Origin of the sequence: Paenibacillus sp. MER 180 (assembly GCF_023713665.1) — a bacterium.
In the GTDB taxonomy this organism is placed as follows: Bacteria; Bacillota; Bacilli; order Paenibacillales; family Paenibacillaceae; genus Paenibacillus_B; species Paenibacillus_B suaedae.
Window position 1 is genome coordinate 93,329 of record NZ_JAMAVT010000009.1, and the last position, 23,044, is coordinate 116,372.

Consider the following 23,044-nt stretch of genomic DNA (forward strand, 5'->3'; position numbering starts at 1 on the left):
TTGGTTGTTGATTGTGAATAAACGAAAGGCGCACTGTCCGTAGACGGTGCGCCTTCCTAATTACGCATTCACAATCATTGTACGTACTTGCTCTGGAAGCTCCGCAGCCTCCTCCTTCGACAGGCCAGCTGTCGATACTGGAGGAAGAACGGTTACCTCCACATGAGCTGGACTGATCCAATTCCCATTCGCCTCCATCAGCTTGTAAGAACCAGATATGCGAACGGGCACAATCGGGAACCCTGTCTTCGTAGCGACACGGAAGCCGCCATTTTTGAACTCACCGATGTGTTCACTCTTGCTTCGTGTTCCTTCAGGGAAGATGACGATCGGATGACCGCTCTCTACGAGCTTGCCCGCCTCATTCAGACTGTTCATGGCTTGGCGTACGTTGCTGCGGTCAACGAAGATGCAGCGCAAGTACTTCATCCACACACGAATGAAAGGCAGCTTCGCCAGCTCTGCCTTGGCCATCAGCGCCTTCGGCTTGCCAACATGACCAAGCATGATCGGCACATCGAAATTCCCTTGATGATTCGAGATAAAGACGGCTCCGCCTTCTGGGATATGCTCCAATCCACGAACTGTTACCTTCGCACCGGCTACACGCAGCAATGAACGCGCCCATCTTCCGACCTGCTGGGCCGTGTACGCATCCAGTTCTTCATACCGTCCTTGCTTGTATAGTCGATTGGCCTTCCACATCCCAGGGATAATGAAAAGTAAATAGAGCCAAAAATAAATAAACCAAATCAATGTACGTATGAATTTCATGATGTGATGTAATTCCCTTCTACAACATTTCGATTGCATGATGCCATTATTAAATCATTCCTGTTATGCACTTCAAGCTTGACCATCAAGCTATTCTATCAAACCAGTCAATCAAGCCACTCTTGTGAGCAAGGCACGCCCTCAACGGAATTCGCCGCAATGATGGCATTATGGACGGCATAAGCAAGCACCTCAGCTGCCCACATGCCCGCCAGATCAACAGAGGCGGCAATTCCACCTGTTGTCATCGCGAACACTGTATCTCCGTCATACATCGTATGGACAGGATAAATGGTACGAGCCAAGCCATTATGCGCCATTTGTGCAATTTTCGTCATTTCGGTCTTTGTGAATGTTCCATTGCAGGCGATTGCGGCAATTGTCGTATTTGTCCCCGGCTTCATCGTCGCTTGGAAGGGATTAGCCAATTGCGTTAGGAAAGACAACGGATCAATGAACTGTCCTTTCTCATCCGCTCTTGCCCCAGCTAATGTCGTACCATGCTTCGGATGTCTCACTTCGCCAACCGCATTGACAGCAACAGCAGCACCAATGACAAGACCATTTGGCAATTGTACAGAAGCCGTACCAAACCCACCCTTCATTGCTCGTTCCACTCCCGCGAACTTGCCAAGCGTTGCACCTGCGCCAGCACCTACATTGCCTTCGGTAACCGCTTCAGATGTCGCATTCTCAACAGCCGCATATCCCATCTCTGCAGTTGGTACGACCGACGGATTACCTATCGCCAAGTCAAATAAAATAGCTGATGGAACAATTGGCACCTTGGCAACGCCGACATCAAGTCCAATCTCCTGCTCCTGCAATCGCTGCATAACCCCTTGTGCAGCAGCGAGTCCAAATGCACTTCCGCCGCTGAGACACAATGCATGAATATGCTGAACGAGAGCGGTTGGCTGCAGTAACTCCGTTTCACGGGTGCCAGGCGCTGAACCCCTGACATCAACGCCGCATACAGCCCCTTGTTCTGCTACAATGACTGTACAGCCTGTATGTGCCTCATTATCATGCGCATGCCCGACAACAATACCTGGTACATCCGTGATTGCGCCAGGATAGCGAGCAGACTTGCCCCCGGGTTTGATATTCCAATGGGAAGATTGCATATTCGCACCCTTTTCTGTCATCGTTGTTAGATGTCTATTTCCGATTCTCATGATTCGATGATGCATGAAGCGACCAGCTGCGGGAATCATACGACATACATGATGCCCGTACCTCGCTGGTGACTCGTCGAACTTTGTACATTCATGCCGATTCATGCCTAATTCTGCGCTTTCCCGAGAAATAATAGGCTGTACTCTTCGAGTTCTGTCCAAGCCGCAACTATCATCTACAAGTTATAACCCAAGCCCCATTCCGTTCATCAAGAAGAGAGAGGAGCCCGCTGCTAGGGCTCCTCTTATTATTAATTATACGAGTCCGAATAGACGTCGGCAGCGGCCAGGACGATTCGCTCGGAATCGCTCGACATTACCTTGATCCATAATCGTGACGTATACTGTACAGCCGTCTTCGCCGCCGAATGTTACATTCGTGCAGTTGCTTCCATGGAGGCGGATCTCTTCTGTCACGGTTCCGTCTGGAGCAAGAACCGCGACTGTTCCTTTGCCGAAGCGTGCGACATACAGGTTGCCGTCAACATCACATCGCATGCCATCCAATCCAAAATCAGGGAACTGATGGAACAGACGCTTATTCGAGATGCTGCCATCCTCCTGAAGATCATATACCCAGATCCGTCGTTGAACCGATTCATTGACATAGAGCAAGCGTTCATCTGGGCTAACCTCGATGCCATTGGTCGTACCCATCCCTGTTTCCAGGAGCGTCATTTCTCCATCTGGACGAATACGCCAGATTTGCCCTGTATCATCGGCCCACTTCGGATCGCTGGCAAATACAATATCATTTGCCATGATCGCAATATCGTTCGGTTGATTCATCGTTGGATCATGTGCCAGAACGTGCAGTTCCTTCGTCACGAAGGAATAGCGGAATACGTGATGCCCCGCATAATCCGCAATGCACATGTCCCCATTGCGAGTAAAACGTATACCATTGCCAATGCATCCCTCAGGCAGCTCCAAGAATACGGAGCATTCGCCTTCTGGCGTTACCTTGCCAATCGTGCCCTGCCGTTCATAATTGACAGCATACAAGTTGCCTTCCTTATCGCAAGCAGGTCCCTCTATGCCCTGTGTAAATCCATGCTGTGGTGTAAATACCTCACTGCTTCGCATCTGAATCCCGGATCCATCAAACGTCTGATTCATGCAATCTCACTCTCCCTATTCGCATGTACATCATTTACAACGTTAACGATCTTGCAAGTGATAGGACTGAACAGAAGCAAATCCCTATCACAGTTGCTCTTCAGCATGACAGCGATTCTATCCCCGCTTCCTAGCCTGAATCTACATTACTCTCAACACGAACTTCTGGAAGCTTGTATACATAAATCAATGAATGATACTTGTCCAACAATTGTTCGCGCTAATTAATCATGATCTTCCATATCACCGGCATCCATTTGGAATGTACGCCATTTTTCCTTCTCTTGAACATGTGATTCAATCATGTCGCGCTTCAGCTCCCAAGCTTTCGTGCTTACGTCAACATGATATTGCTCCGGATTCGACTTGCGCAAATATTCCGGCCAGAACAGCTGAAGCTGCTCCTTATGGTAATTACGGATTTCTTCCAGATTCGGACGCTCATAGACTAGTTTGCCGTCCCGATATACAGGTTGAAGCAGCAGTTCTGCTTCATAGTGCTCTACATACTTATGCAAATATGGATGAATCGGATCGAACAACTTAATCTTTGCCCGACGTTTTACCTCATCTTCTTCCGAGAGGCAAATGTAATCCGCAATTGCTTTTTTCTTCTTCTTATGAATAATGCGGTATACGTCTTTCTTGCCTGGTGTCGTTACCTTCTCAGGATTAGCCGAAATCTTGATTGTCGGCTTCATCTCGCCGTTCACTTCACGCGATACGAGCTTGTACACTCCGCCAAGAGATGGCTGATCCGCTGCAGTAATAAGCTGCGTACCAACTCCCCACATATCCACGCGGGCACCCTGTGATTTCAAGTCCGAGATGGTATATTCATCCAGATCATTGGACGCACATATTTGTACATCCTTCAAACCAGCATCATCCAACAACTTGCGGGCTTGAATCGACAAATAGGCAATATCGCCGCTATCGAGTCGGATGGCTTGCAGCTTCTTCCCTTTCTTCTCCAACTCCATACCAATCTGAATGGCATTCGGTATTCCACTGTGCAGCGTATCATACGTATCAACGAGCAGCGTCACCTGATCAGGCAATGCTTCAGCGAACACTTGGAATGCCTCTTCCTCGCTCTCGAAGCTCTGCACCCATGCGTGTGCATGCGTACCTTTTGTCGGAATGCCGAATCTGCGGCCTGCCAGCATGTTAGACGTTGCATGGAAGCCAGCCAAGTAAGCCGCGCGTGCCCCCCATAGAGCTGCGTCGGCTTCCTGTGCACGACGTGTGCCGAATTCCATCAGAATATCAGTGGAAGCAACATGCTTAATGCGCGATGCCTTCGTTGCAATGAGTGTCTGGAAGTTCATGAAGTTCAGCAGTGCCGTCTCAATCAGCTGAGTCTCGAACACGCGTCCTTCAACACGAATAAGCGGTTCATTCGCAAATACAAGCGTACCTTCCCGAACCGCATCGATCTGTCCCGTAAAGCGGAAGTTGCGCAGTTCCTCCAGAAATGCTTCCTCGTACTGCTCCTCCTGCATGCCGAGATACTCAATATCTTCTGTTGTAAAATGCAAGCGTTCAATATATTCAACGATGCGCTCAAGGCCAGCGAACACAGCATACCCGTTATGGAAGGGCAGCTTGCGGAAAAAAGCTTCGAACACAGTCTGCTGATTGTGCGTGCCATTTTTCCAGTGTGCATACATCATATTAATTTGATATTTATCTGTGTGTAGGGCCATTGATGTATTCATCAGGTCATCTCTCTTTCTACCACTTACCAGTCATACAGTATGCGGCATTAACTATTCTGTGCGGTACCCACTTATAATCTGAGCACCGAGTGAATTGCGGAAGTGCTGTAGCGCCCATTCATGCGCATGCTCATTGAAGGTGGCGACAGCATCCTCATGGACAATAATCTTATATCCCATATTATAAGCATCTACAGCTGTATGAAGCACGCAGATGTCCGTACATACTCCAACTAAATGGACTTCTTCAATCTGTCTTGCTCGCAGTCTCATATCAAGATCCGTGCCGCAGAATGAGCTGTATCTGGTCTTATCCATCCAGTATACTTCGGATTGATGGCGTTCGTATACTTCAGCTACTTGACCGTATAGATTGCGCCCATCCGTGCCCCTAATATTATGCGGCGGGAACAGAGCCGTTTCAGGATGGTAGGGATCTTGTTCTTCGTGCAGATCAACCGCCATCGTCACGAAATCTCCAGCATTCACGAAGGAATCTACCAACTCCGCAACACGATTCTCAATATGTACGGCCGGTTCCCCGCATGGAAGTCGACCCACTACAAAATCATACGTATAATCTATGACAATCAATGCCTTCAATTCCGAATCCATCTCCTCTCCGAGACCTGATATCCGATAGTTAGCTTAACGTCATTATGACAAATCGGTGCTAAATGTCAACCTCCCGCGCGTTGACCTCTCACGTGGAAAGTCCCCGTTGCCATCGTGCCAAGCTCCCCGTGCTCATTCACTACCGTGCCTTGAAGCGTGAGCACACGCTTCGTTGCATGAACGACATGCGCCCTTACTTCCAATATGCCTGCCTTCATTGGTCGCAGAAAGTTCACATTCAGGCTTCCGGTAACAATATTCGGATCTTGCTTGTATTCGGAAGCGGCGATTCCCATCGCATTATCAAGCAGGGAGGACAACACACCCCCATGTACAATACCTATCATATTCAAATGGTGAGCCTTCGCATCCAGCCGGAGGATCACTTCCTTCTCATCCGCATGAACGAGCTCACAACCCAAGTATCCCCAGAACGAAGACTGCGCACGTGCCTCTAATTCATCCCACTGCAGATTCTGCTCATTGCTCATGTTAGCCACCTCTCGATTCTTCCGCCATTATTTACCTAATAGTATACTAACATTATGCCCTTACTTCACTAACAAAATGTTGAAAGTAGAGAAGGCCGATCTCTATCAACGACCGGCCTTCCCCTTCTATCTTATCACAATGCATGCATAATGCGCAGCATCTACTCTTTGTCCTTGTCTGTATCATCTGATGCGATCCCATCCCGATGGCCATCGCGCTGCAGCCGGCGCTGGGCCTCTTCCTCCACTAGCTTGCGCCTTAGCACCTTGCCAACCATTGTTTTAGGCAGCTCCGATCGGAATTCAATTTGCCGCGGAATCTTGAATGCAGCGAGCTTAGCCCGGCACCATCCTTCCAGTTCCTTCTCTGTAATCGCAGCTCCTTCCACTGGCACGATGAAGGCCTTGACTGTCTCCCCCCGATAAGGATCCGGCACACCGATGACAGCTGCCTCTTTTACCTGCGGGTGCTCGAACAGCACTTCTTCCACATCGCGCGGGAACACTTTAAATCCGCTTGCATTGATCATTTCCTTCATCCGATCGACGATTGAGAAGAACCCGTCGGCATCCATCTTGGCCATGTCGCCAGTATGCAGCCACCCCTCTTTCAACACATCTGCCGTCTCCTCAGGTCGATTCCAGTATCCCTTCATGATCTGCGGCCCTCGTACAGCCAGTTCGCCAATGGCGCCGACTGGCATCGTCTCTCCAGTGTCTGGATTGACGATCTTAGCATCTGTATCGGGAAATGGAATGCCAATGGTTCCGATCTTCCGATATCCCCAGAGCGGATTCGCATGTGTAACCGGTGAAGCTTCCGTTAAGCCATAACCTTCAATTAACCGGCCTCCTGTAATGGCTTCGAACCGCTCTTGCACCTCCAATGGGAGTGGTGCAGAGCCAGACACGCACGCCTGCACAGACGATAGGTCGTACTGTGCTACCTCCTTATGGTGGTTAATTGCAATGTACATCGTCGGAGCTCCTGGGAAGATCGTTGCTCTTTCCTTATGAATGCACTCGAGCACCTGCATCGTATCGAACCGAGGCAGCAGAATAAGCTTGCTTGCCAGATGAATTCCTAAATTGAGCAGTACCGTCAAGCCGAAAACATGGAAGCATGGGAGTGCCGCAAGGAACGTTTCCTTGCCGCGCTGCGCGCGATAGAACCAATTTGACGTCTGCACCGTATTGGCAATCAAATTATAATGCGTCAGCATCACTCCCTTCGCTCTTCCGGTTGTGCCTCCTGTATATTGAATCATGGCGACATCCTGTTCGGCATCCACAGAATGCGCGCTCGTTAGGGGCGCACTTGATGCGAGCCATCGCTTATAGCGAACAACACCCGGAACATCAGGAATTGCGAGCGATTGGCCATCCTTCTTCATCTTCAATGGATACAACCAATTTTTGGGGAACGGCAAATAATCCCGAATAGAAGTAACAATCATGTGGTTGAGCTTCGTCTTCTGCCTCACATGAAGTACACGAGCAAACAGCAAATCCAATGTAATGATCGCGGTTGCTCCGGAATCCTCCAGTTGGTGGGCCAATTCTCCCTCCATGTACAGCGGACTCGTCATCACCGCAATTCCACCCATCATCAATGTGCCGTAATAGGCTATGATCATTTGCGGGCAATTCGGCAGCATGATGGCAACCCGCTCTCCTGCGCTCACACCAAGTGAGCGCAGGCCTCCAGCAAATTGATAGACAGAAGCGAGTAGTTCACGATACGTAAACGTCTTCCCCATAAACTCAATAGCTGCGCGCTCGGGGAATTCTGCCGCAGCCTTCTCTAGCAGGTGGGCCACATTATGCTTCGGATAGTCGAACGACGGTGCTACTTCTTCGGGATAATGGCGCAGCCATGGCCTTTCATCAGAATAGGCATTCATGATGCTACTCCCCTTCCTCGTTCTAGTTGCGCTTCACCATGCATCAGCGCATATTGATTGCTGCTCATTGTTAATCTAGACAACGGTGTAACGCTCGTTCGCAATAATGCGTGCAGCGATAGCCCGCTTCCGCGAGGTCAAGGATAATGGAGTGGCGCGGCTGAATTTCTTGAGCAGCGATAACTGCGTGCGAAGGGCATCTCCTGATGCTGCTTCTTGAAGCGTTTCTTTGGCTCTCTGTTCAATTACCTGAAGCGCATCACGAACGAACACCTGTGTCATTTGCAGAGCAAGCGCAGCCTTCTCTTCACCTAAGCGGCTAACCAGCTTATCCGTTCGTAGAATCGCGCTTTCTGCTGCGTAAATATAAATCATCATGTCTGCGAGAGCGGAAAGAACCTCCTGCTCTTGCTCGATGCGCGTACCATACTTCTGAACCGCCGTACCGCCCACAACGAGAAATGCAGTTTTCATTTGGTTCAACAACTTATAAAGTTCAGCCATTGGGCCATCTTCTTCGTCGCCAAGTGAAGGGCTGAATGCTAGTACCTCTTCCTGCAGCCGCTCTAGGCGCTCCATTAACGGAAGCTCGCCCTTTAATGCTTTTTTCAGCAAGGTGCCAGGAATAAGCAGTCGATTAATCTCATTCGTGCCCTCGAATATCCGATTAATGCGTGCATCACGATAGATCCGCTCGACCTTGTATTCTTGGATGTAGCCATAACCGCCATGGATTTGCACGCCCTCATCCGCAATCGTGTTCAGTGCTTCACTGCCAAATACCTTAATAATGGAGCATTCAAGCGCGAACTCCGCGATTGCTTTGGCCGGAGATACGCCTGCATGGGCTGAATCTTGCGCTCCCGTACTAGAAGAGCCATCATTGACGCCTTGCAGCATCGCATCAATATATCCTGATGTTCGATATACCATGCTCTCTAACACATAGGTCAGCGTATTCATCTCCGCGAGCTTCTTCCCAATAAGCGGGAAACTGCTGATTGGCTTGCCGAACTGTGTGCGAGCATTCGCATATGCGGAAGCCAACTGGATCGTCTCCTTCGCCGCACCCAAACAGCCTGCTCCCAGCTTGAATCTGCCTATGTTCAAAATATTAAATGCGATCAGATGCCCCTTGCCGATTTCGCCAAGCACATTTTCAATCGGAACACGGACATTATCGAAGTAAATCGGGCAGGTGGATGAGCCCTTGATCCCCATCTTTTTCTCTTCCGGCCCAACCGTAAATCCTTCCATGCTTCGCTCCACAATAAATGCTGTAAATTTCACACCATCTACCTTGGCATACACAATGAAAATATCTGCAAAACCTGCATTCGTAATATACAACTTCGATCCGCTCAGAATGTAATGAGTACCATCATCAGACAGCTTAGCCGTTGTTCGTGCGCCGAGCGCATCAGAACCGGATGCTGGTTCTGTTAGACAATAGGCAGCGATCTTAGCGCCTGTCGCCAATTCAGGCAAATACGTGCGCTTCTGCTGATCCGTTCCAAAGTACACAATCGGCAGAGTGCCGATGCCAACATGAGCGCCAATGGACAATGCGAAGGAAGATGCACGGGCCAAGTTCTCATTGACAATCGTAGAACTTACCTTATCGAGACCAAGCCCCCCATAGGCTTCTGGGATATCTGTCGCTAACAGTCCAAGCTCTCCTGCCTTGCGCATCAATTGAACAGTCAGCTCATAATTAAGATGTTCAATATCCTCATCATGCGGCAGCACATCTCCCTCAACAAATGCCTGGGTCGTGTCCGCGAACAATCGCTGCTCCGAAGTGAAATCCTCTGGTGTTACTACCCACTCCAGATTCGGCTCGTCAATGACGAAGCCACCGCCTCTTACACGCGTCGTAGACGCAGCTTCCATGCTTCATTCCTCCGATCCATCCTCATTCTTGTACCCGCCATCTTCCCGTCTGGTACGATTCATGCAGACAAGTCTATGTGCCGTTAATCCTCATCTGAATCTTTCGATGCGATTGCAAGATCCTCACCGTTCTCTTCACGCGGCGGCAGAACCTCAAATACGCCTGCAGCCCCCATCCCGCCGCCGATGCACATGGACACAACACCAAGACCACCACCTCTGCGGCGCAGCTCATAAATGAGACTTGTGGTCAGCTTCGCGCCCGTGCAGCCAAGCGGATGACCAAGCGCAATTGCTCCACCATTTACATTCACAATGCTGTCATCAAGTCCCAGCTCCTGAATGACCGCAAGGCACTGTGCGGCAAATGCCTCATTTACCTCATAGAGCGCTACCTCTTCCTTCGTGATTCCTGCAAGGCGAAGCGCCTTCGGGATAGCTTCAACTGGTCCGATGCCCATCACTTCAGGCGGGACGCCCGCAACGGCAAACGAACGGTATACCGCGAGCGGTTCCAACCCTAGTTCTTCTGCCCGCTCCCGGCTCATTACCATGACCGCGGCCGCTCCATCGCTATACGGTGAGGAATTGCCAGCTGTTACAGAGCCCTGTGCGGCAAAAGACGGCTTCAGCTTGCGCAACGTATCCTCATTTGTCTCTGGGCGAATGCATTCATCCATTCGGAAATCGATGGTCGTACTCTTCAGTTTGCCGCCTGCTTCCTCCCAAGTCCGCTTGGCCTGAACGGTCACCACTTCATCGTTGAATTTCCCGTTCGTGCAGGCTTGAACAGCACGTTGATGGCTCCTTACCGCATATGCATCCTGCATCTCGCGGGTTATGCCAAATTGCTTGGCGACCCGTTCCGCTGTGTGACCCATACTGATATAGATCTCAGGACGTTCTTCAGAGATAACCGGATGAGGAGACAGCTTGAAGCCTGTCATTGGAACATGTGACATGCTCTCCACGCCTCCGGCAATGATGACATCCGCAGCTCCCGTCATAATCCGCTCCGCTGCATAGGCAATTGCCTGCAATCCGGAAGAGCAGAATCGATTGATGGTGACCCCAGGAACCGTATGGGGCAGCCCTGCATAAAGCGCGATTGTCCTCGCTACATTCAGCCCCTGCTCCCCCTCCGGCATCGCACAACCGAGAATGACATCATCTATGTCATGCTTCTCTTGTCCTGGGGTTCGCTCCAGCACCGCCTCAATGACGGTCCGTCCCAAATCCTCCGCTCTCGTGTCAGCCAGTGCTCCACGCTTTCCCTTGCCTACTGCTGTTCTTGCTGCCGCAACGATGACCACTTCTCTTAATGCTTTTGCAGGCGTATCCGCTACCATGCATATCCCCCTCTCACCCAATTGCCTTCCAGCAACAGAAACCAATGCCAGCTATCACCGCCCAGTTGCTCTGTTGCTGTTCTGTTGTTCTGTTGTTCTGTTGTTCTGTTGTTCTGTTGTTCCGTTACTGGTTGCTTCTTTGTTTCTTTGCTGCTATCCAAACCACTGCTCCGGCCCTGCTTGCCAGACTAACTCGATATGCCCTAATTGCGCAGCGGCTTCCCCTTGCTCAGCATGTGCTGCATCCGCTGCTGTGTTTTCCGTTCTCCGCAAAGAGATAAGAAAGCTTCCCGCTCCAAATCGAGCAGATGCGATTCAGATACGAGGCGATTGGCAGGCACGTCTCCACCTGTAAGTACACGTGCGAGCTTGCGAGCAATTAACGCATCGTGCTCACTTATGTAGCCGCCCTCCAGCATATTGGATACGGCTAACTGCAGGACGCCAAAGCCCTCCCGTCCAGCTACGCGTATAGATGGTCGACCAGCCTCTTGCACTTGCCCTACATACCCTGCCGAATCCATAGCAAGAACGGCCTGCTTCGCTTCATAGATACGGCGCTGCTCTGCGAATAGCACACGATCTTGGGATCGTACATAGGCGAGTCGCAGTGCATCATGACCGCTGTTCGACACTTTGGCCATGGCGATCGTCTCGAATGCGCGCACAAGTGATGCGTTCAGATCATCATCGGGATGCGGCAGCCGATGTGAGAGCGCAATCGCCGTTTCCTTGCAGCCTCCCCCACCAGGAATCAGTCCAACTCCGGTCTCCACTAGTCCGAAGTATGTCTCTGGACTGAACACAATCATATCGGCCGGCAGGCACGCCTCCACACCTCCGCCAAGTGTCATTCGGTGCGGTGCAGCAACGACGGGTCGCTGCAAGCCCTTCAGCTTCATCATCGCTCGCTGGAATTGGCGGATAATGAAGTCGATTTCGTCCCATTCCTCGGCCTGAGCCTCGCCGAGCAGAAGCATCACATTTGCCCCAACGCAGAAGTTGCGTCCTTCATTCGCAACAATAAGACCTCGGTAGTCACGCGCTACGATATCTACGCTCTTCTCGATCATGGATAAAATATCTTCCCCGATGGCATTGTTCGGAGAATGGAATTCCAGACAGGCCACATCATCGCCGACATCAATAAGACTTGCACCGCTATTGCGTGCGATTGTCCTTCCCTGTTCCTTCAAAGAGCGAAGCAATATCGATTGTTCACTCTCTACGGATTGCTGCCATTCTCCTGCCGCGGCGAAGAACAATCCGCTGCTTCGCTGCTCATAGAACCGCTCGTGACCTTGTTCCAGCCATGCCTCCACCCAGGCCGGAATTTCTGTGTCCTCCGCCCTCATGCGTGCGACACTATCCCGAAGACCAATCGCATCCCAGCATTCAAATGGGCCCAGCTCCCAATTGAAGCCCCATCGCATTGCTTTATCAATATCCTCGATATGATCTGCAATTTCCCCTACCTTGGAAGCTGCATAGCACAATACCTGCTTCATCATGCTCCAGATGAACTGTGAACCTTGGTCACGGCCGCTGATTGCAGCTCTCAGCTTGGATGCCGTTCCCTTCTCCCGCTTCGCCTGCTGCAGCGTCACCGAAGCAACCTGCTGCCTCGGCCCATACGTCCAATCCTGCCAACGCAGTGCATGGATCGGATCTTCTCCAGGTGAACCGCTGCGTACCTTGCGATAGAATCCTTGGCCGCTCTTCTCTCCTAGCCAGCCTCGTCCTACCATTTCTTTGAACCAAGGCGGGAGAGCAAACGCATTCCGCTCCGCTTCTGTCTCAGCATGCTCAGCCACATTGTTCGCTACATGGAGGAATGTATCTAGTCCGACGATATCCAGCGTTCGGAATGTAGCACTCTTCGGCCGCCCGATAATCGGCCCTGTTAAGGCATCGACCTCCTCGATGGTAAGACCGTACCGTTCCATTTCTTGAAGCGTGATCACCAAGCCGTACGTCCCAATTCGATTGGCAATGAAGTTAGGCGTATCTTTGGCAATGACTACTCCCTTGCCCAGTCTGCGCTCACACCATTCCTTGGCCCCTTCTAATACCGACTGATCCGTCAATGCATTCGGTATAAGCTCCACCAGATGCATGTATCGTGGCGGATTAAAGAAATGAGTGCCGACAAATGAACGCCTAAATGCTTCTGATCGCCCTTCCAACATGGAGTCAAGGGAAATGCCTGACGTATTCGAGCTGATCAGCGTCCCTTCTTGCCAGTGGCGCTCTATTTGCGCCAGCACCGTGCGCTTCACGTCCACTCGTTCCGTGACCGCCTCAATAATCCAATCTACCTGCGCAAGTTCCTGCAAATGATCCGCTGTATTACCCGGTATGATACGCTCTGCGAACGCTTCCATATAGAGCGGTGCTGGGCTCGACTTCTTCAATCGCGCAATCGCTTGATTAGCATGGCGGCTCCGGACATCCGGATGCTCCAGAGTCTTGCCTGCCTCCACTTCGTCCTCCGTCAGCTCTTCTGGCACGATATCTAATAACAGACATCGTATGCCTGCATTCGCCAAATGAGCTGCGATGGCGGCTCCCATTACCCCTGAGCCAATAACAGCTGCCCGTTGAACCTCATTCCATCGTTTCACCTCGGTATCCCTCCTTTTGCATGTGCATGGTATAGCCTAGCTGCCTTTTTTTGCACGGACACACTTCCCCGCAATTTGTCCTTCTATATGCCTCACTCCTTCTCAGACGCTGCCCAGGCCACCATAGCAAGCCTCGTATGGTAACCAGCTAACGCAGCGTAGCAGAACGGCTATACAAGCATGCCGTGCTTCACTCCACCTCCCTGAACCCATTAGATTCCACATACAGACTTGACGAGCAGCTCAGCAATATCGGCACTGCGCACATCGCTTCGCTCTTTCGCCTTGACACCATCCTCCATCATCGTGAGGCAATATGGACATGCAGACCCAATCACAGAAGGCTGAACCTGAAGCGCCTGCTCTACCCGCGCCACATTGACGCGCGTCCCAGACGTTTCCTCCATCCACATCTGACCACCGCCTGCCCCGCAGCACATCGCATTAGCCCCACTTCGTTCCAATTCAAGCACCGTTAATTCTGGCACTGCACGCAGCAGTTCTCTAGGGACGTCAATAATCCCGTTGTAACGTGCCAAATAGCAGGAGTCATGCCAAGCGACGCTCTCGTGAACCGGATGAACGAAGCGAATACGCCCCGCCTGCCACATCTGATACAGCCATTCTGTGTGATGATATACCTGCACTTCTGAATCCAACCCAAAATCCGGATACTCTTTCTTCAATGTGTGATACGTATGCGGACAAGCGGTTACGATCCTTCGGACACCATATTTGTGGAACGTTGCAATATTCTCCGCGCACATCTGCTGAAACAAAAATTCATTGCCCATACGCCGCGCGGTATCTCCTGAGCTCCGCTCTTCATTGCCAAGAACAGCAAATGCCACATCAGCTGCATGGAAAAGACGAATTAGTGCCTTCGTTACGTGCTGTGTACGCATATCATAGGAACCCATAGCTCCCACGAACAGCAGCACCTCGAAATCTGGACGCTCCTTAACCGTCGGCACAGTTATGCCTGTTTCCTTCGTCCACTCTGCGGCCCATTTGAATCTGTCATTGCGGCTGATCCCCCATGGGTTGCCCTGACGCTCAATATTTTGCAGCGCTCGTTGTCCGTCCACAGGCATTTGCCCTTGTGTCAGCACCAGATAGCGCCTCATGTTTACAATTTTATCGACATGCTCATTTACGACTGGACACTGATCCTCGCAGTTGCGGCATGTTGTACATGCCCATAGTTCTTCCTCGGTAATAACATTACCGATCAAATCGATTGACTGAGCAGACGGATGCTGCTCATCAGGTATGTTTCTCAGCCATCTCTCCTGCTGCTTAGCCATCGTCCCCTGCATCCCTTGCGGAAATCGCTGCAGCGCCGCTGGCTCATCAAATGCACCTTCGGCCTGCTGCACACCTTCCTCCGCCATGCGATGGAACGGCAGCGACCCAGGTGCTGCCAAGCTTGGTACCCACGGGTTGGTCGAAGTTATGGCTGCCCCTTTCTCGGTTAAGTGATCACGCAGCTTCGAGATGAGATGCATAGGAGAGAGAAGCTTGCCCGTATGCGATGCAGGACACACATTCGTACAGCGCCCGCACTCCACGCAGGCATACAGATCAAGCAGCTGCTTCCGCTCGAATTGCTCGATTGCTCCAACCCCGAATGATTCTGCCTCCTCGTCTTCCAAATTGATCATTTTCAACTTCCCTGTCTCTTCCTCTGAACGCTTCAGCCAGAGATTAATCGGTGCAGTTATCAGGTGGAAGTGCTTCGATTGCGGCACATATATGAGAAATGCAAACAGAATCAGCAAATGTAACCACCAAAATAATTCATATCCGACGGTGAGCCACAGTTCTGCATGTGCGCCAATTGACAAGGGCATTACGATAGCCGATGCAATTCCTGCCGTAATCGAGCCATTAGGCCCTCCAACTCCATTCAAGGCCTCTAACGCATAATCGAATGTCATGGTGCCAAGGACAGTCACCATCAATCCGCCGATGAAGAACAGTACAATTGAGGGCTTCCACCCTCGCTTCAAGCGTGGCAGCCTCTCCACGTAGCGTCGATAGACTGCAAACAATACTGCTGTGAGCACCATGAGCACTGTCCATTCCTGAGCCACGATGAAGACATGATGGGCTGGCAGCGGCAGTGAGTGGCCGGTCAACCCCTTCCAAATCAAATCTAGTGCTCCGACCTGCAAATGGAGGAATCCGTAGAACATTACTGCATGCATAAACCCACTTCGCGGATCCTTCCACAGCTTGCCTTGACCGAACGTCTGTCCTATGGCACGCATGGTTCGCCTCGCCTGCTCGGTTGGCTTCGTGCCTGCCAGCCCCAAGCCTATGTAGCTGACTCGTCGTCGAATTGCAGCAGCGGCCAAGCCGATGCCTATCGCAACAACGAAGAGAAAGACAAGCCATTTTACATAAATCAGCACCATATCTCCCCTCCCTTTTGGGTGATACATGCATGATCTCGTTTTGCTCAACATAGCTGTTCGTAATGAACTATGTTTGATGGATATGAGTTGGGACATGAAAAAATACGTTCTTGCCTTTTATGACCACTGGTTAATGAAATCCGAATAAAAGTAGTAGAGATAAGTCCGAAGATTTCTCCATACAATGATCGTAATGAAGCCGGAACTTGGGGTGATGACCTTGCATTTAGTTGTGCTTATGAAGCAAACGTTCGACACAGAAGAAAAAGTCATAATTACAGATGGTCTGCTCTCTGAAGACGGAGTAAAATGGATAATAAATCCCTATGATGAATATGCCATCGAAGAAGCCGTACGATGGAAAGAAAATCATGGCGGCGTAGTCACCGTAGTGACTGCCGGTCCTGATCGTTCCGAGGAAGCGCTTCGCATAGCGCTCGCAATGGGAGCAGACGAAGCCGTACATCTTGTTCTGTCGCCAAGTGACACAGGGGGGATGGATGAATTCACAATCTCTCACTTGCTCGCAAAGACATTGCGGGAGAAACAGCCGGATCTAATCTTCTCTGGTCACTTCTCTGTTGATCAAGGCAGTGCCCAGGTTGCTGTCCGTGTCGCCAGCCTGCTCGACCTGCCACATGTCGCTGCGATCACCTCGATCGAGCGTATCGATGACTCGCAGGTAACGGTCAGTCGTGACGCAGAAGGTGATAACGAGAATCTCAAAGTGACCTTGCCTGCATTATTTACGGCACAGCAAGGATTGAACGAGCCCAGATATCCGACTCTACCAGGCATTATGAAGGCGAAGCGGAAGCCTATCGAAAAGCGGTCGGCTGCCGAACAGCTTCAGAATGAATCTTATGCTCCTGCCACAGAGCGAGTAGCCCTCGAGCTTCCTCCCCCAAGACAGGAGGGGCAGATATTGAAGGGCACTGTATCGGAGCAAGTAGAGCAATTGGTTCAATCGCTACGCGATACTTCCTCTCTCTTCTAACTCTTTCTAACTAGGTTGCAAATTGAACATGCACTTACTTGTAACGATTGAGCCTTAACATGAAGCCGCAAGCGTGCTATCGACTGGAAAGGAGTGCTGCTATGAGCCGCACATATGCTGTTATTGCTGAAATACGCGGAGATCGATTGCGCCAGGTTACATTCGAAGCGCTTGGTGCTGCCGCGCAAATGGCGAAGCCTGATGATCGAATTATTGTGCTTGTCATTGGGTTTCAACTTGCAGAGGACACAATCCAGTCCTTGATGATTCCAGGAATTGCGCAAGTTAGCTGCGCAGATGATGAGAGGTATAAATATTACGAGGCGGAGACGTATTTCGCGGCACTGCATGCCTTTACAGAGCAGCAATCGCCGGACGTCGTGCTGCTTGGGCATACAGCGATGGGACGTGATCTCGCGCCGATGCTAGCAGCTCAGCTCCATACAGGTCAAATATCCGATGTCGTATCGATTCGTGCGGATGACTCCGACACGACCTTCCTAAGGCCTGTCTATGCAGGCAAAGCATTAGAAACTAGACGCTTCGCCAATCAAGCACGACCTTGGATCATCACGGTTAGACCTAACAACTTCACTCCTGTTACTCAACAAGCGGGGTTACTTCCGACTCACGAGAGCATTCAGCAGCCGCAAGTTGATTCCTTGCTTGCCCCCGCCCCATCCCTACGGACGGTTGTCCACGAAGTCGTCACGAAGATGAGCGGCTCCGTTGATTTGTCAGAGGCCAAAATTATTATTTCTGGCGGTCGAGGTGTGAAAAGTGCCGAAGGGTTCAAGCCCCTGGAACAGCTGGCACGTGTGCTGAATGGAGCAGTCGGCGCTTCGCGCGGAGCTTGTGATGCGGGCTATTGCGACTACTCGTTGCAGATCGGACAGACGGGTAAGGTTGTTACACCTGAGATTTATTTTGCCTGCGGGATTAGTGGAGCCATCCAGCATATCGCAGGAATGAGTCAAGCTCGAATCATTGTTGCCATTAATATCGATCCGGAAGCCCCTATCTTTAAAGTAGCGAATTACGGGATCGTCGGTGATTTATTCGAGGTGGTGCCGCTGCTTACCGAACAATTCCGCAAGCTGCTCTCCTGATTGTTTCGCAGGCTGCCAACGGCTCAATCTCGCTGACGACTATACTGCTCCTATGCCGCATACGTCGTCTGTGTACCTTGGAGCAATGCTGCCTACTATGAAAGATAATCGATGATCCCCTCTCCGTGCATAAGAAAAAGAAGGTTTCCCACATCATCTGTAGGAAACCTTCTTCTATTCATCCGTGCTTAGTCGCATGATTCTGGCGCTTCAGGGGTTGCTGCTTCTACTTCAATCTTATCAGATACCGTATCACGAATAACCGACATAACCAGTTGCAGCATGTAATTCACATCGCTCTGACTCTGCTGGAATTCCACAACGAGTGGAATATTGTCCAGTTCATCCTGGAGCTCACTAATCTCATTCTCGATTTTATCTACCATCTTCGCGTTTTGGAACGATTGGAACGCAACCAGTTCCTTCTGCTTCTTCTTAATCGTTGAGATCAGCTCTTGTACCCTAGTATGCGTTTGAATTTGCTTCTCAGCTTGCTGATATTGCCGAACCTCATCCGTTGTAATGATGAGTTCAGACAACTGCTTCGCCTTCGCCATAATATCTTCTCGTACTAGCAAATCCCGCGTATTGAACTTCGGTATACCGCATCCCGATCGATGGACGTGCTCCTCATGCTCCGAGTGTTCTGCGTGTTCCGAATTCACCTTCGAAGATTGTGATTGTTGCGTCAATGAGAACCTCTCCCATCTATTCGGCCTGAATTATATTGGTAAAATCTATCTCTTCTCGTTTATTGTATCCGAAAATAAAGAAAAGGTTAAGAAGTCATTTGCATCGGTTGTGTGACAAGCACACCCTTGATGTAATAGGACATCACATCTGTAATCTTAACATGAACAATTTGACCGATCAACGACGCCGATCCTGCAAAATGGACAAGCTTATTCGTGCGCGTCCGAGCGGATAAAATGTCTGGGTTATTCTTGCTCTCCCCTTCCACTAGCACCTCCACCACTTGATCTTGCAGCCTTTCATTGCTTCGACGGCTCTGATCCTGCAGCAGGGCGTTCAGGCGCTGCAGGCGCTCCTTCTTCACTTCCATCGGAACATTGTCTTCCATCCCTGCCGCCGGTGTGCCTTCGCGCGGGGAATAGATGAATGTATAGGCAAAGTCGAACTCTACCTCCCGTACAAGTGACATCGTTTCTTCGAACTGTTCGTCCGTCTCGCCAGGGAACCCTACAATAATATCCGTTGTAAAGACAACATCCGGTATCGCCTGTTTGATTTTAAATGCCAGCTCCAGGAAGCGCTCCCGATCATACTTGCGGCTCATCTTCTTCAATATTTCCGTGCTTCCCGATTGTACAGGAAGATGAATATGCTCAACCAGGTTGCCGCGCTTCGCAAGTACTTCAATTAATCGATCGTCAAAGTCTCTTGGATGTGAAGTAGTGAAGCGGATACGCGGTACATCAATAGTTCGAATTTCGTCCATCAGATCGCCGAACGAGTAGTCGATGTCCGTAAAGTCTTTGCCGTAAGCGTTGACGTTTTGACCAAGCAGTGTAATTTCCTTGAATCCTTGACGAGCCAAGTCTCTTACTTCGGCAATTACGTCTTCCGGACGGCGGCTGCGTTCTTTGCCACGGGTATAAGGAACGATGCAATATGTACAGAACTTATCACAGCCATACATAATGTTGACCCAAGCTCGCATCCCTTCCCGCTTCTTCGGCAGATTCTCGATGATGTCGCCTTCCTTAGACCACACTTCCACGACCATTTCCTTGTTAAACAAGGCATCGCGCACCAAGATCGGCAAGCGGTGAATATTATGCGTACCGAATACGATATCAACAAATTGATGCTTCTGCATAATGCGATTCACGACATTTTCTTCTTGGGACATACAACCGCACACGCCAAGAATAAGCCCCGGTCTTTGCAGCTTCAATGTCTTCAAATGTCCAAGCTCACCAAATACTTTATCTTCTGCATTTTCACGAATCGCGCATGTATTTAATAAGATAATATCTGCTTGTTTTCGGTCTTCCGTTTTTTCATAGCCCATCTGTTCAAGCAAGCCGCTCATCGTCTCGGAATCATGCTCGTTCATTTGGCAGCCAAATGTATAAATAATATATTTCTTCCCAACGCCTAGTCCCTGCAGCTCCTCAGGCACGGCCTGATCATAGTGTACCTGAATATCCTGCTTGCCCCGCTGCTTCTCCTGACGTTGGTTAGGCTCCGAAATAATGTTGATTTCACGACCATTTATACGAATCCGTTTACCTTGTTCATCCTCGGAAATGACTTTGGCATTCGAGAAATCAAAATATTTGGAGTAATCTTTCGACTCTTTGTTCATTGGTCGGCACTCCTTCTTCTCAATCGATTCTGTAGTCTGTAGGTTATCTATGTACATGAACATCACTTCAAATTATACCATCATCCGAAGTGGAGAGCCAAGAATGAACTTCCAGATTTAGTTATTACGAAGTGGGCAATATTGCCCTTTGTTGTCCAAAAAACTGAAATGGTGCGGTTTTCTGAGCTTTCACTTTAGACAAGGTTGGACAACGTGATCCGATGTTTGACACCGTTTTTGTGGGTAGAGTGTGGGTAACGTAGACAAAGAAAAAAGCCTCGGAACACAGAATACAGGAAGGGGCAGATGAGATGAGGAAAATCGATGTAGCGATTGGGCTTATGGTGCTGTCTCTTATCGTAAACATCGTAGATCTAATTATCAAATGAACAGCAGGCGCATATGGGGGCAGCAGCCCCCTTTCTCCAAACTCGAAAGTGTACAAGACTTCGTTTATCTTTTCCAGGATACCCGACTTGATTACGCAGGCTGGGGTGCGGACATCGTCAACGTCCTGACGTCTCCTGGGTGAGCTGCATCCTGGATGATAGGTATATCGACAATAATCAGAAGGTTAGACGCTTGAAGAACCTTCTGGCAGCATCAGCGAAAGTTCATGAATGAAAATACTGGAGGGGGCTTCTGCCCCTCTGTATTTATGTGGGAATTTTGAGAAGATTTATGACGTCTCTTGTTTGTTATTTCGCGATTAGTTGTCAAAAAAAATCCATAAAACACGATTTACGACTAATCTTTTTATATATTTTCCATTTTTCTACATACAAAATATTACCTATGTGTTAATATAGGGTTAACATTTAGATTTATCTAAATGAACCATATAATAGGAGGTTAATCAAATGAAAAAAGTATCTCTTGCATCTTTGATTCTGCTCCTCTGCTTTAGTGTTTTTGTAACGGCTGTTTCAGCAGCGGCTGGTGCTGATTCAGGATTTCAATCTGTGAATAACGGCCACACTGCAAGAGTTTATACCGATTCAACCTACTATGGAGTAAGTGATAACTGGATTAATGTTACAATCGAGAAATCAACATCTGCTGCATTCAGCTATGAGATTTGTTTCATGAATAGTAATCAAATGACATGTCCTGTAACAGGAGACATGACATCTTCCTCAAAGACCCACAAGATTGATAAATCAAGTTTATATAAAATCCTCCCTTCACATTCTCAAGGTTCCTTTACGGTAATGTTAAAAGTCTTTAAAAAGGGAGATTATTGGACTTGGTATGGTGACATCATAACGAAAAATACTTTTACTGCAGTCAGACCAGTTTAATTTCATTTGGAAAATGTCCCAAAAGTCTAAACGATTTGGGGCAGAGGTTGGAATAGTGATTCAGGCTTAAGAAGAAATAAAGGAACAAATAAGAGTCGTAGGGATGCCTTCCCATACGACTCTTATTTGTTTGCCGGCGTACCGGCTCAACACCAGTATATCAAACATGTCCGCAGTGTAAAAGGAGTGGGGCTATGGAGATTATCGATTAATAGTTACCAAACCCATGCACGAGATATGATAACCAACAAAATGAACAAGACCAAGATTACACCAATAGATGTGAAACCCCCGAATCCACATGAGCCACATGAGCCACCAAATCCTCCAAGAACTTCTCCCATATGAGACACCCTCCTTTCGATTAGGTACATCCATATAGTATTAAAATTGCTTAGTGTGCGGCTCGGCTATGACCTACACAAAAATAATTAGGCATTGTCCGCTATAAAGAGCTTACCTATGTGATCCCTGTTGTGTATCACACTGATATGATTGAGTACACGGTTCGGCCATCTCCCTGAAGGCTTACAGATCCGTAGCGCAATTGCGAAGAACTGGAGCCATCCAAGAAGATTCCATCCACAAGGGTGCCGCTAACCTTTCCTTTCAAAACCTCAACTGCCTGCTTAATCACACCAGGAATCGGCACTCCTATACGGCCACCGTTCTCGATAATTGACAGCAGTTCGTTCGCCATGTAAAAGAAAATCGTCGCATCCCAGAGCATGTGTTGATCGCCGAGAACCGTGTCGACTTGGTGGGCAATAGAGATGATGACAAAGATAAATACCTTACGGGCAATACCAACAAGCCCACGGCTGCTGCGCAGCTTGCCCTCGGTTCCAGCAGCCATAATACCAGTAACGAAATCAGCCACCGCCATAATCAGAAGCACCTGCAGCAGTAGCGGCCATCCACCGAACAGGTATGCCCCAACAACACCAAAACCACCAGCTGCAGCTACTTGCTTCGTGCCGTAGTCTCCTACTAGCTGCCCAGCAAATTCAATAAAGCGATCCATACTTATCCCCCTTTAGGTGAAATATAAATAGCCCCCGTCACTAGCCGAGGGCATAATAAAAGCGCCACCTATGCGGTAGCGCCCCTTAAGCTTCAAGCATATTTTGTACAGCATCCCGCCATGTGAGCGGTACTTGCTCAATACTTCGCAATCCAAGCTTGATCAGATCGCAATAAATCTTAGCCATTTGCCT

Annotated in this window: 19 protein-coding genes; 3 read left to right on the top strand and 16 right to left on the bottom strand. The window is 49.5% G+C overall.

Translation table 11 applies throughout. The features are described from left to right. Positions 1–60: 60 nt before the first annotated feature. The 12 genes from M3661_RS15905 to M3661_RS15960 form a co-directional block, all read right to left on the bottom strand. Positions 61–774, bottom strand: coding sequence for a lysophospholipid acyltransferase family protein (locus M3661_RS15905; RefSeq protein WP_251486662.1), 714 nt, complete (start codon positions 772–774; stop codon positions 61–63). Positions 775–881: 107 nt separating this feature from the next. Beyond that, a complete protein-coding gene (locus tag M3661_RS15910) occupies positions 882–1,901 on the bottom strand; it encodes a P1 family peptidase (protein WP_251486962.1) in 1,020 nt (339 codons plus the stop codon). Positions 1,902–2,207: 306 nt separating this feature from the next. Next, the gene (locus M3661_RS15915) at positions 2,208–3,071 is read right to left on the bottom strand and encodes an SMP-30/gluconolactonase/LRE family protein (RefSeq protein ID WP_251486664.1); all 864 of its coding nucleotides are present in this window, start codon (positions 3,069–3,071) and stop codon (positions 2,208–2,210) included. A 224-nt stretch (positions 3,072–3,295) separates the two neighbouring features. After that, a complete protein-coding gene (locus M3661_RS15920; RefSeq protein WP_021256460.1) occupies positions 3,296–4,792 on the bottom strand; it encodes a nicotinate phosphoribosyltransferase in 1,497 nt (498 codons plus the stop codon). Between the two features lie 51 nt (positions 4,793–4,843). Then, entirely contained in the window at positions 4,844–5,395 is a 552-nt protein-coding gene (locus M3661_RS15925) for a cysteine hydrolase family protein (RefSeq protein WP_065292273.1), read from the bottom strand. A gap of 77 nt (positions 5,396–5,472) precedes the next feature. Next, a complete protein-coding gene (locus tag M3661_RS15930; protein ID WP_065292256.1) occupies positions 5,473–5,898 on the bottom strand; it encodes a PaaI family thioesterase in 426 nt (141 codons plus the stop codon). 161 nt (positions 5,899–6,059) lie between these two features. Then, on the bottom strand, positions 6,060–7,802 hold the full coding sequence (locus M3661_RS15935; RefSeq protein WP_065292255.1) for a long-chain-fatty-acid--CoA ligase: 1,743 nt from the start codon (positions 7,800–7,802) through the stop codon (positions 6,060–6,062). A 75-nt stretch (positions 7,803–7,877) separates the two neighbouring features. Then, on the bottom strand, positions 7,878–9,695 hold the full coding sequence (locus tag M3661_RS15940) for an acyl-CoA dehydrogenase family protein (RefSeq protein WP_065292254.1): 1,818 nt from the start codon (positions 9,693–9,695) through the stop codon (positions 7,878–7,880). A gap of 83 nt (positions 9,696–9,778) precedes the next feature. Continuing rightward, complete coding sequence (locus M3661_RS15945; RefSeq protein WP_065292253.1) at positions 9,779–11,044, bottom strand: acetyl-CoA C-acyltransferase; 1,266 nt, start codon at positions 11,042–11,044, stop codon at positions 9,779–9,781. Next, positions 11,038–11,205: a hypothetical protein gene (locus tag M3661_RS15950; RefSeq protein WP_251486666.1), complete on the bottom strand. Its 168-nt coding sequence runs from the start codon at positions 11,203–11,205 to the stop codon at positions 11,038–11,040. Before M3661_RS15950 ends, M3661_RS15945 begins: the two co-directional genes overlap by 7 nt. Positions 11,206–11,247: 42 nt before the next feature. After that, complete coding sequence (locus tag M3661_RS15955) at positions 11,248–13,668, bottom strand: 3-hydroxyacyl-CoA dehydrogenase/enoyl-CoA hydratase family protein (protein ID WP_083189617.1); 2,421 nt, start codon at positions 13,666–13,668, stop codon at positions 11,248–11,250. Positions 13,669–13,880: 212 nt separating this feature from the next. Then, positions 13,881–16,088, bottom strand: a complete 2,208-nt coding sequence (locus M3661_RS15960) for a (Fe-S)-binding protein (RefSeq protein WP_251486667.1) — start codon at positions 16,086–16,088, stop codon at positions 13,881–13,883. A 220-nt stretch (positions 16,089–16,308) separates the two neighbouring features. On the opposite strand from M3661_RS15960, the gene M3661_RS15965 reads away from it, so the two are divergent. Then, positions 16,309–17,085, top strand: coding sequence for an electron transfer flavoprotein subunit beta/FixA family protein (locus tag M3661_RS15965; protein WP_251486965.1), 777 nt, complete (start codon positions 16,309–16,311; stop codon positions 17,083–17,085). Positions 17,086–17,186: 101 nt separating this feature from the next. Continuing rightward, the gene (locus M3661_RS15970) at positions 17,187–18,194 is read left to right on the top strand and encodes an electron transfer flavoprotein subunit alpha/FixB family protein (RefSeq protein ID WP_090511235.1); all 1,008 of its coding nucleotides are present in this window, start codon (positions 17,187–17,189) and stop codon (positions 18,192–18,194) included. Between the two features lie 188 nt (positions 18,195–18,382). On the opposite strand, the gene M3661_RS15975 is transcribed toward M3661_RS15970, so the two are convergent. Beyond that, complete coding sequence (locus M3661_RS15975; protein ID WP_065294129.1) at positions 18,383–18,886, bottom strand: YlbF/YmcA family competence regulator; 504 nt, start codon at positions 18,884–18,886, stop codon at positions 18,383–18,385. Between the two features lie 86 nt (positions 18,887–18,972). Then, the gene (gene miaB, locus M3661_RS15980) at positions 18,973–20,526 is read right to left on the bottom strand and encodes a tRNA (N6-isopentenyl adenosine(37)-C2)-methylthiotransferase MiaB (protein WP_227774546.1); all 1,554 of its coding nucleotides are present in this window, start codon (positions 20,524–20,526) and stop codon (positions 18,973–18,975) included. Positions 20,527–21,386: 860 nt separating this feature from the next. Between miaB and M3661_RS15985 the strand changes: the two genes are divergently transcribed. Continuing rightward, entirely contained in the window at positions 21,387–21,827 is a 441-nt protein-coding gene (locus tag M3661_RS15985) for a hypothetical protein (RefSeq protein WP_251486670.1), read from the top strand. 481 nt (positions 21,828–22,308) lie between these two features. Here the strand turns inward: M3661_RS15985 and M3661_RS15995 are convergent, their stop codons facing one another. Both M3661_RS15995 and M3661_RS16000 read right to left on the bottom strand, forming a co-directional pair. Then, complete coding sequence (locus M3661_RS15995) at positions 22,309–22,851, bottom strand: phage holin family protein (RefSeq protein ID WP_251486675.1); 543 nt, start codon at positions 22,849–22,851, stop codon at positions 22,309–22,311. A gap of 85 nt (positions 22,852–22,936) precedes the next feature. Then, complete coding sequence (locus M3661_RS16000; RefSeq protein WP_251486678.1) at positions 22,937–23,038, bottom strand: CD1375 family protein; 102 nt, start codon at positions 23,036–23,038, stop codon at positions 22,937–22,939. Positions 23,039–23,044 lie beyond the last annotated feature (6 nt).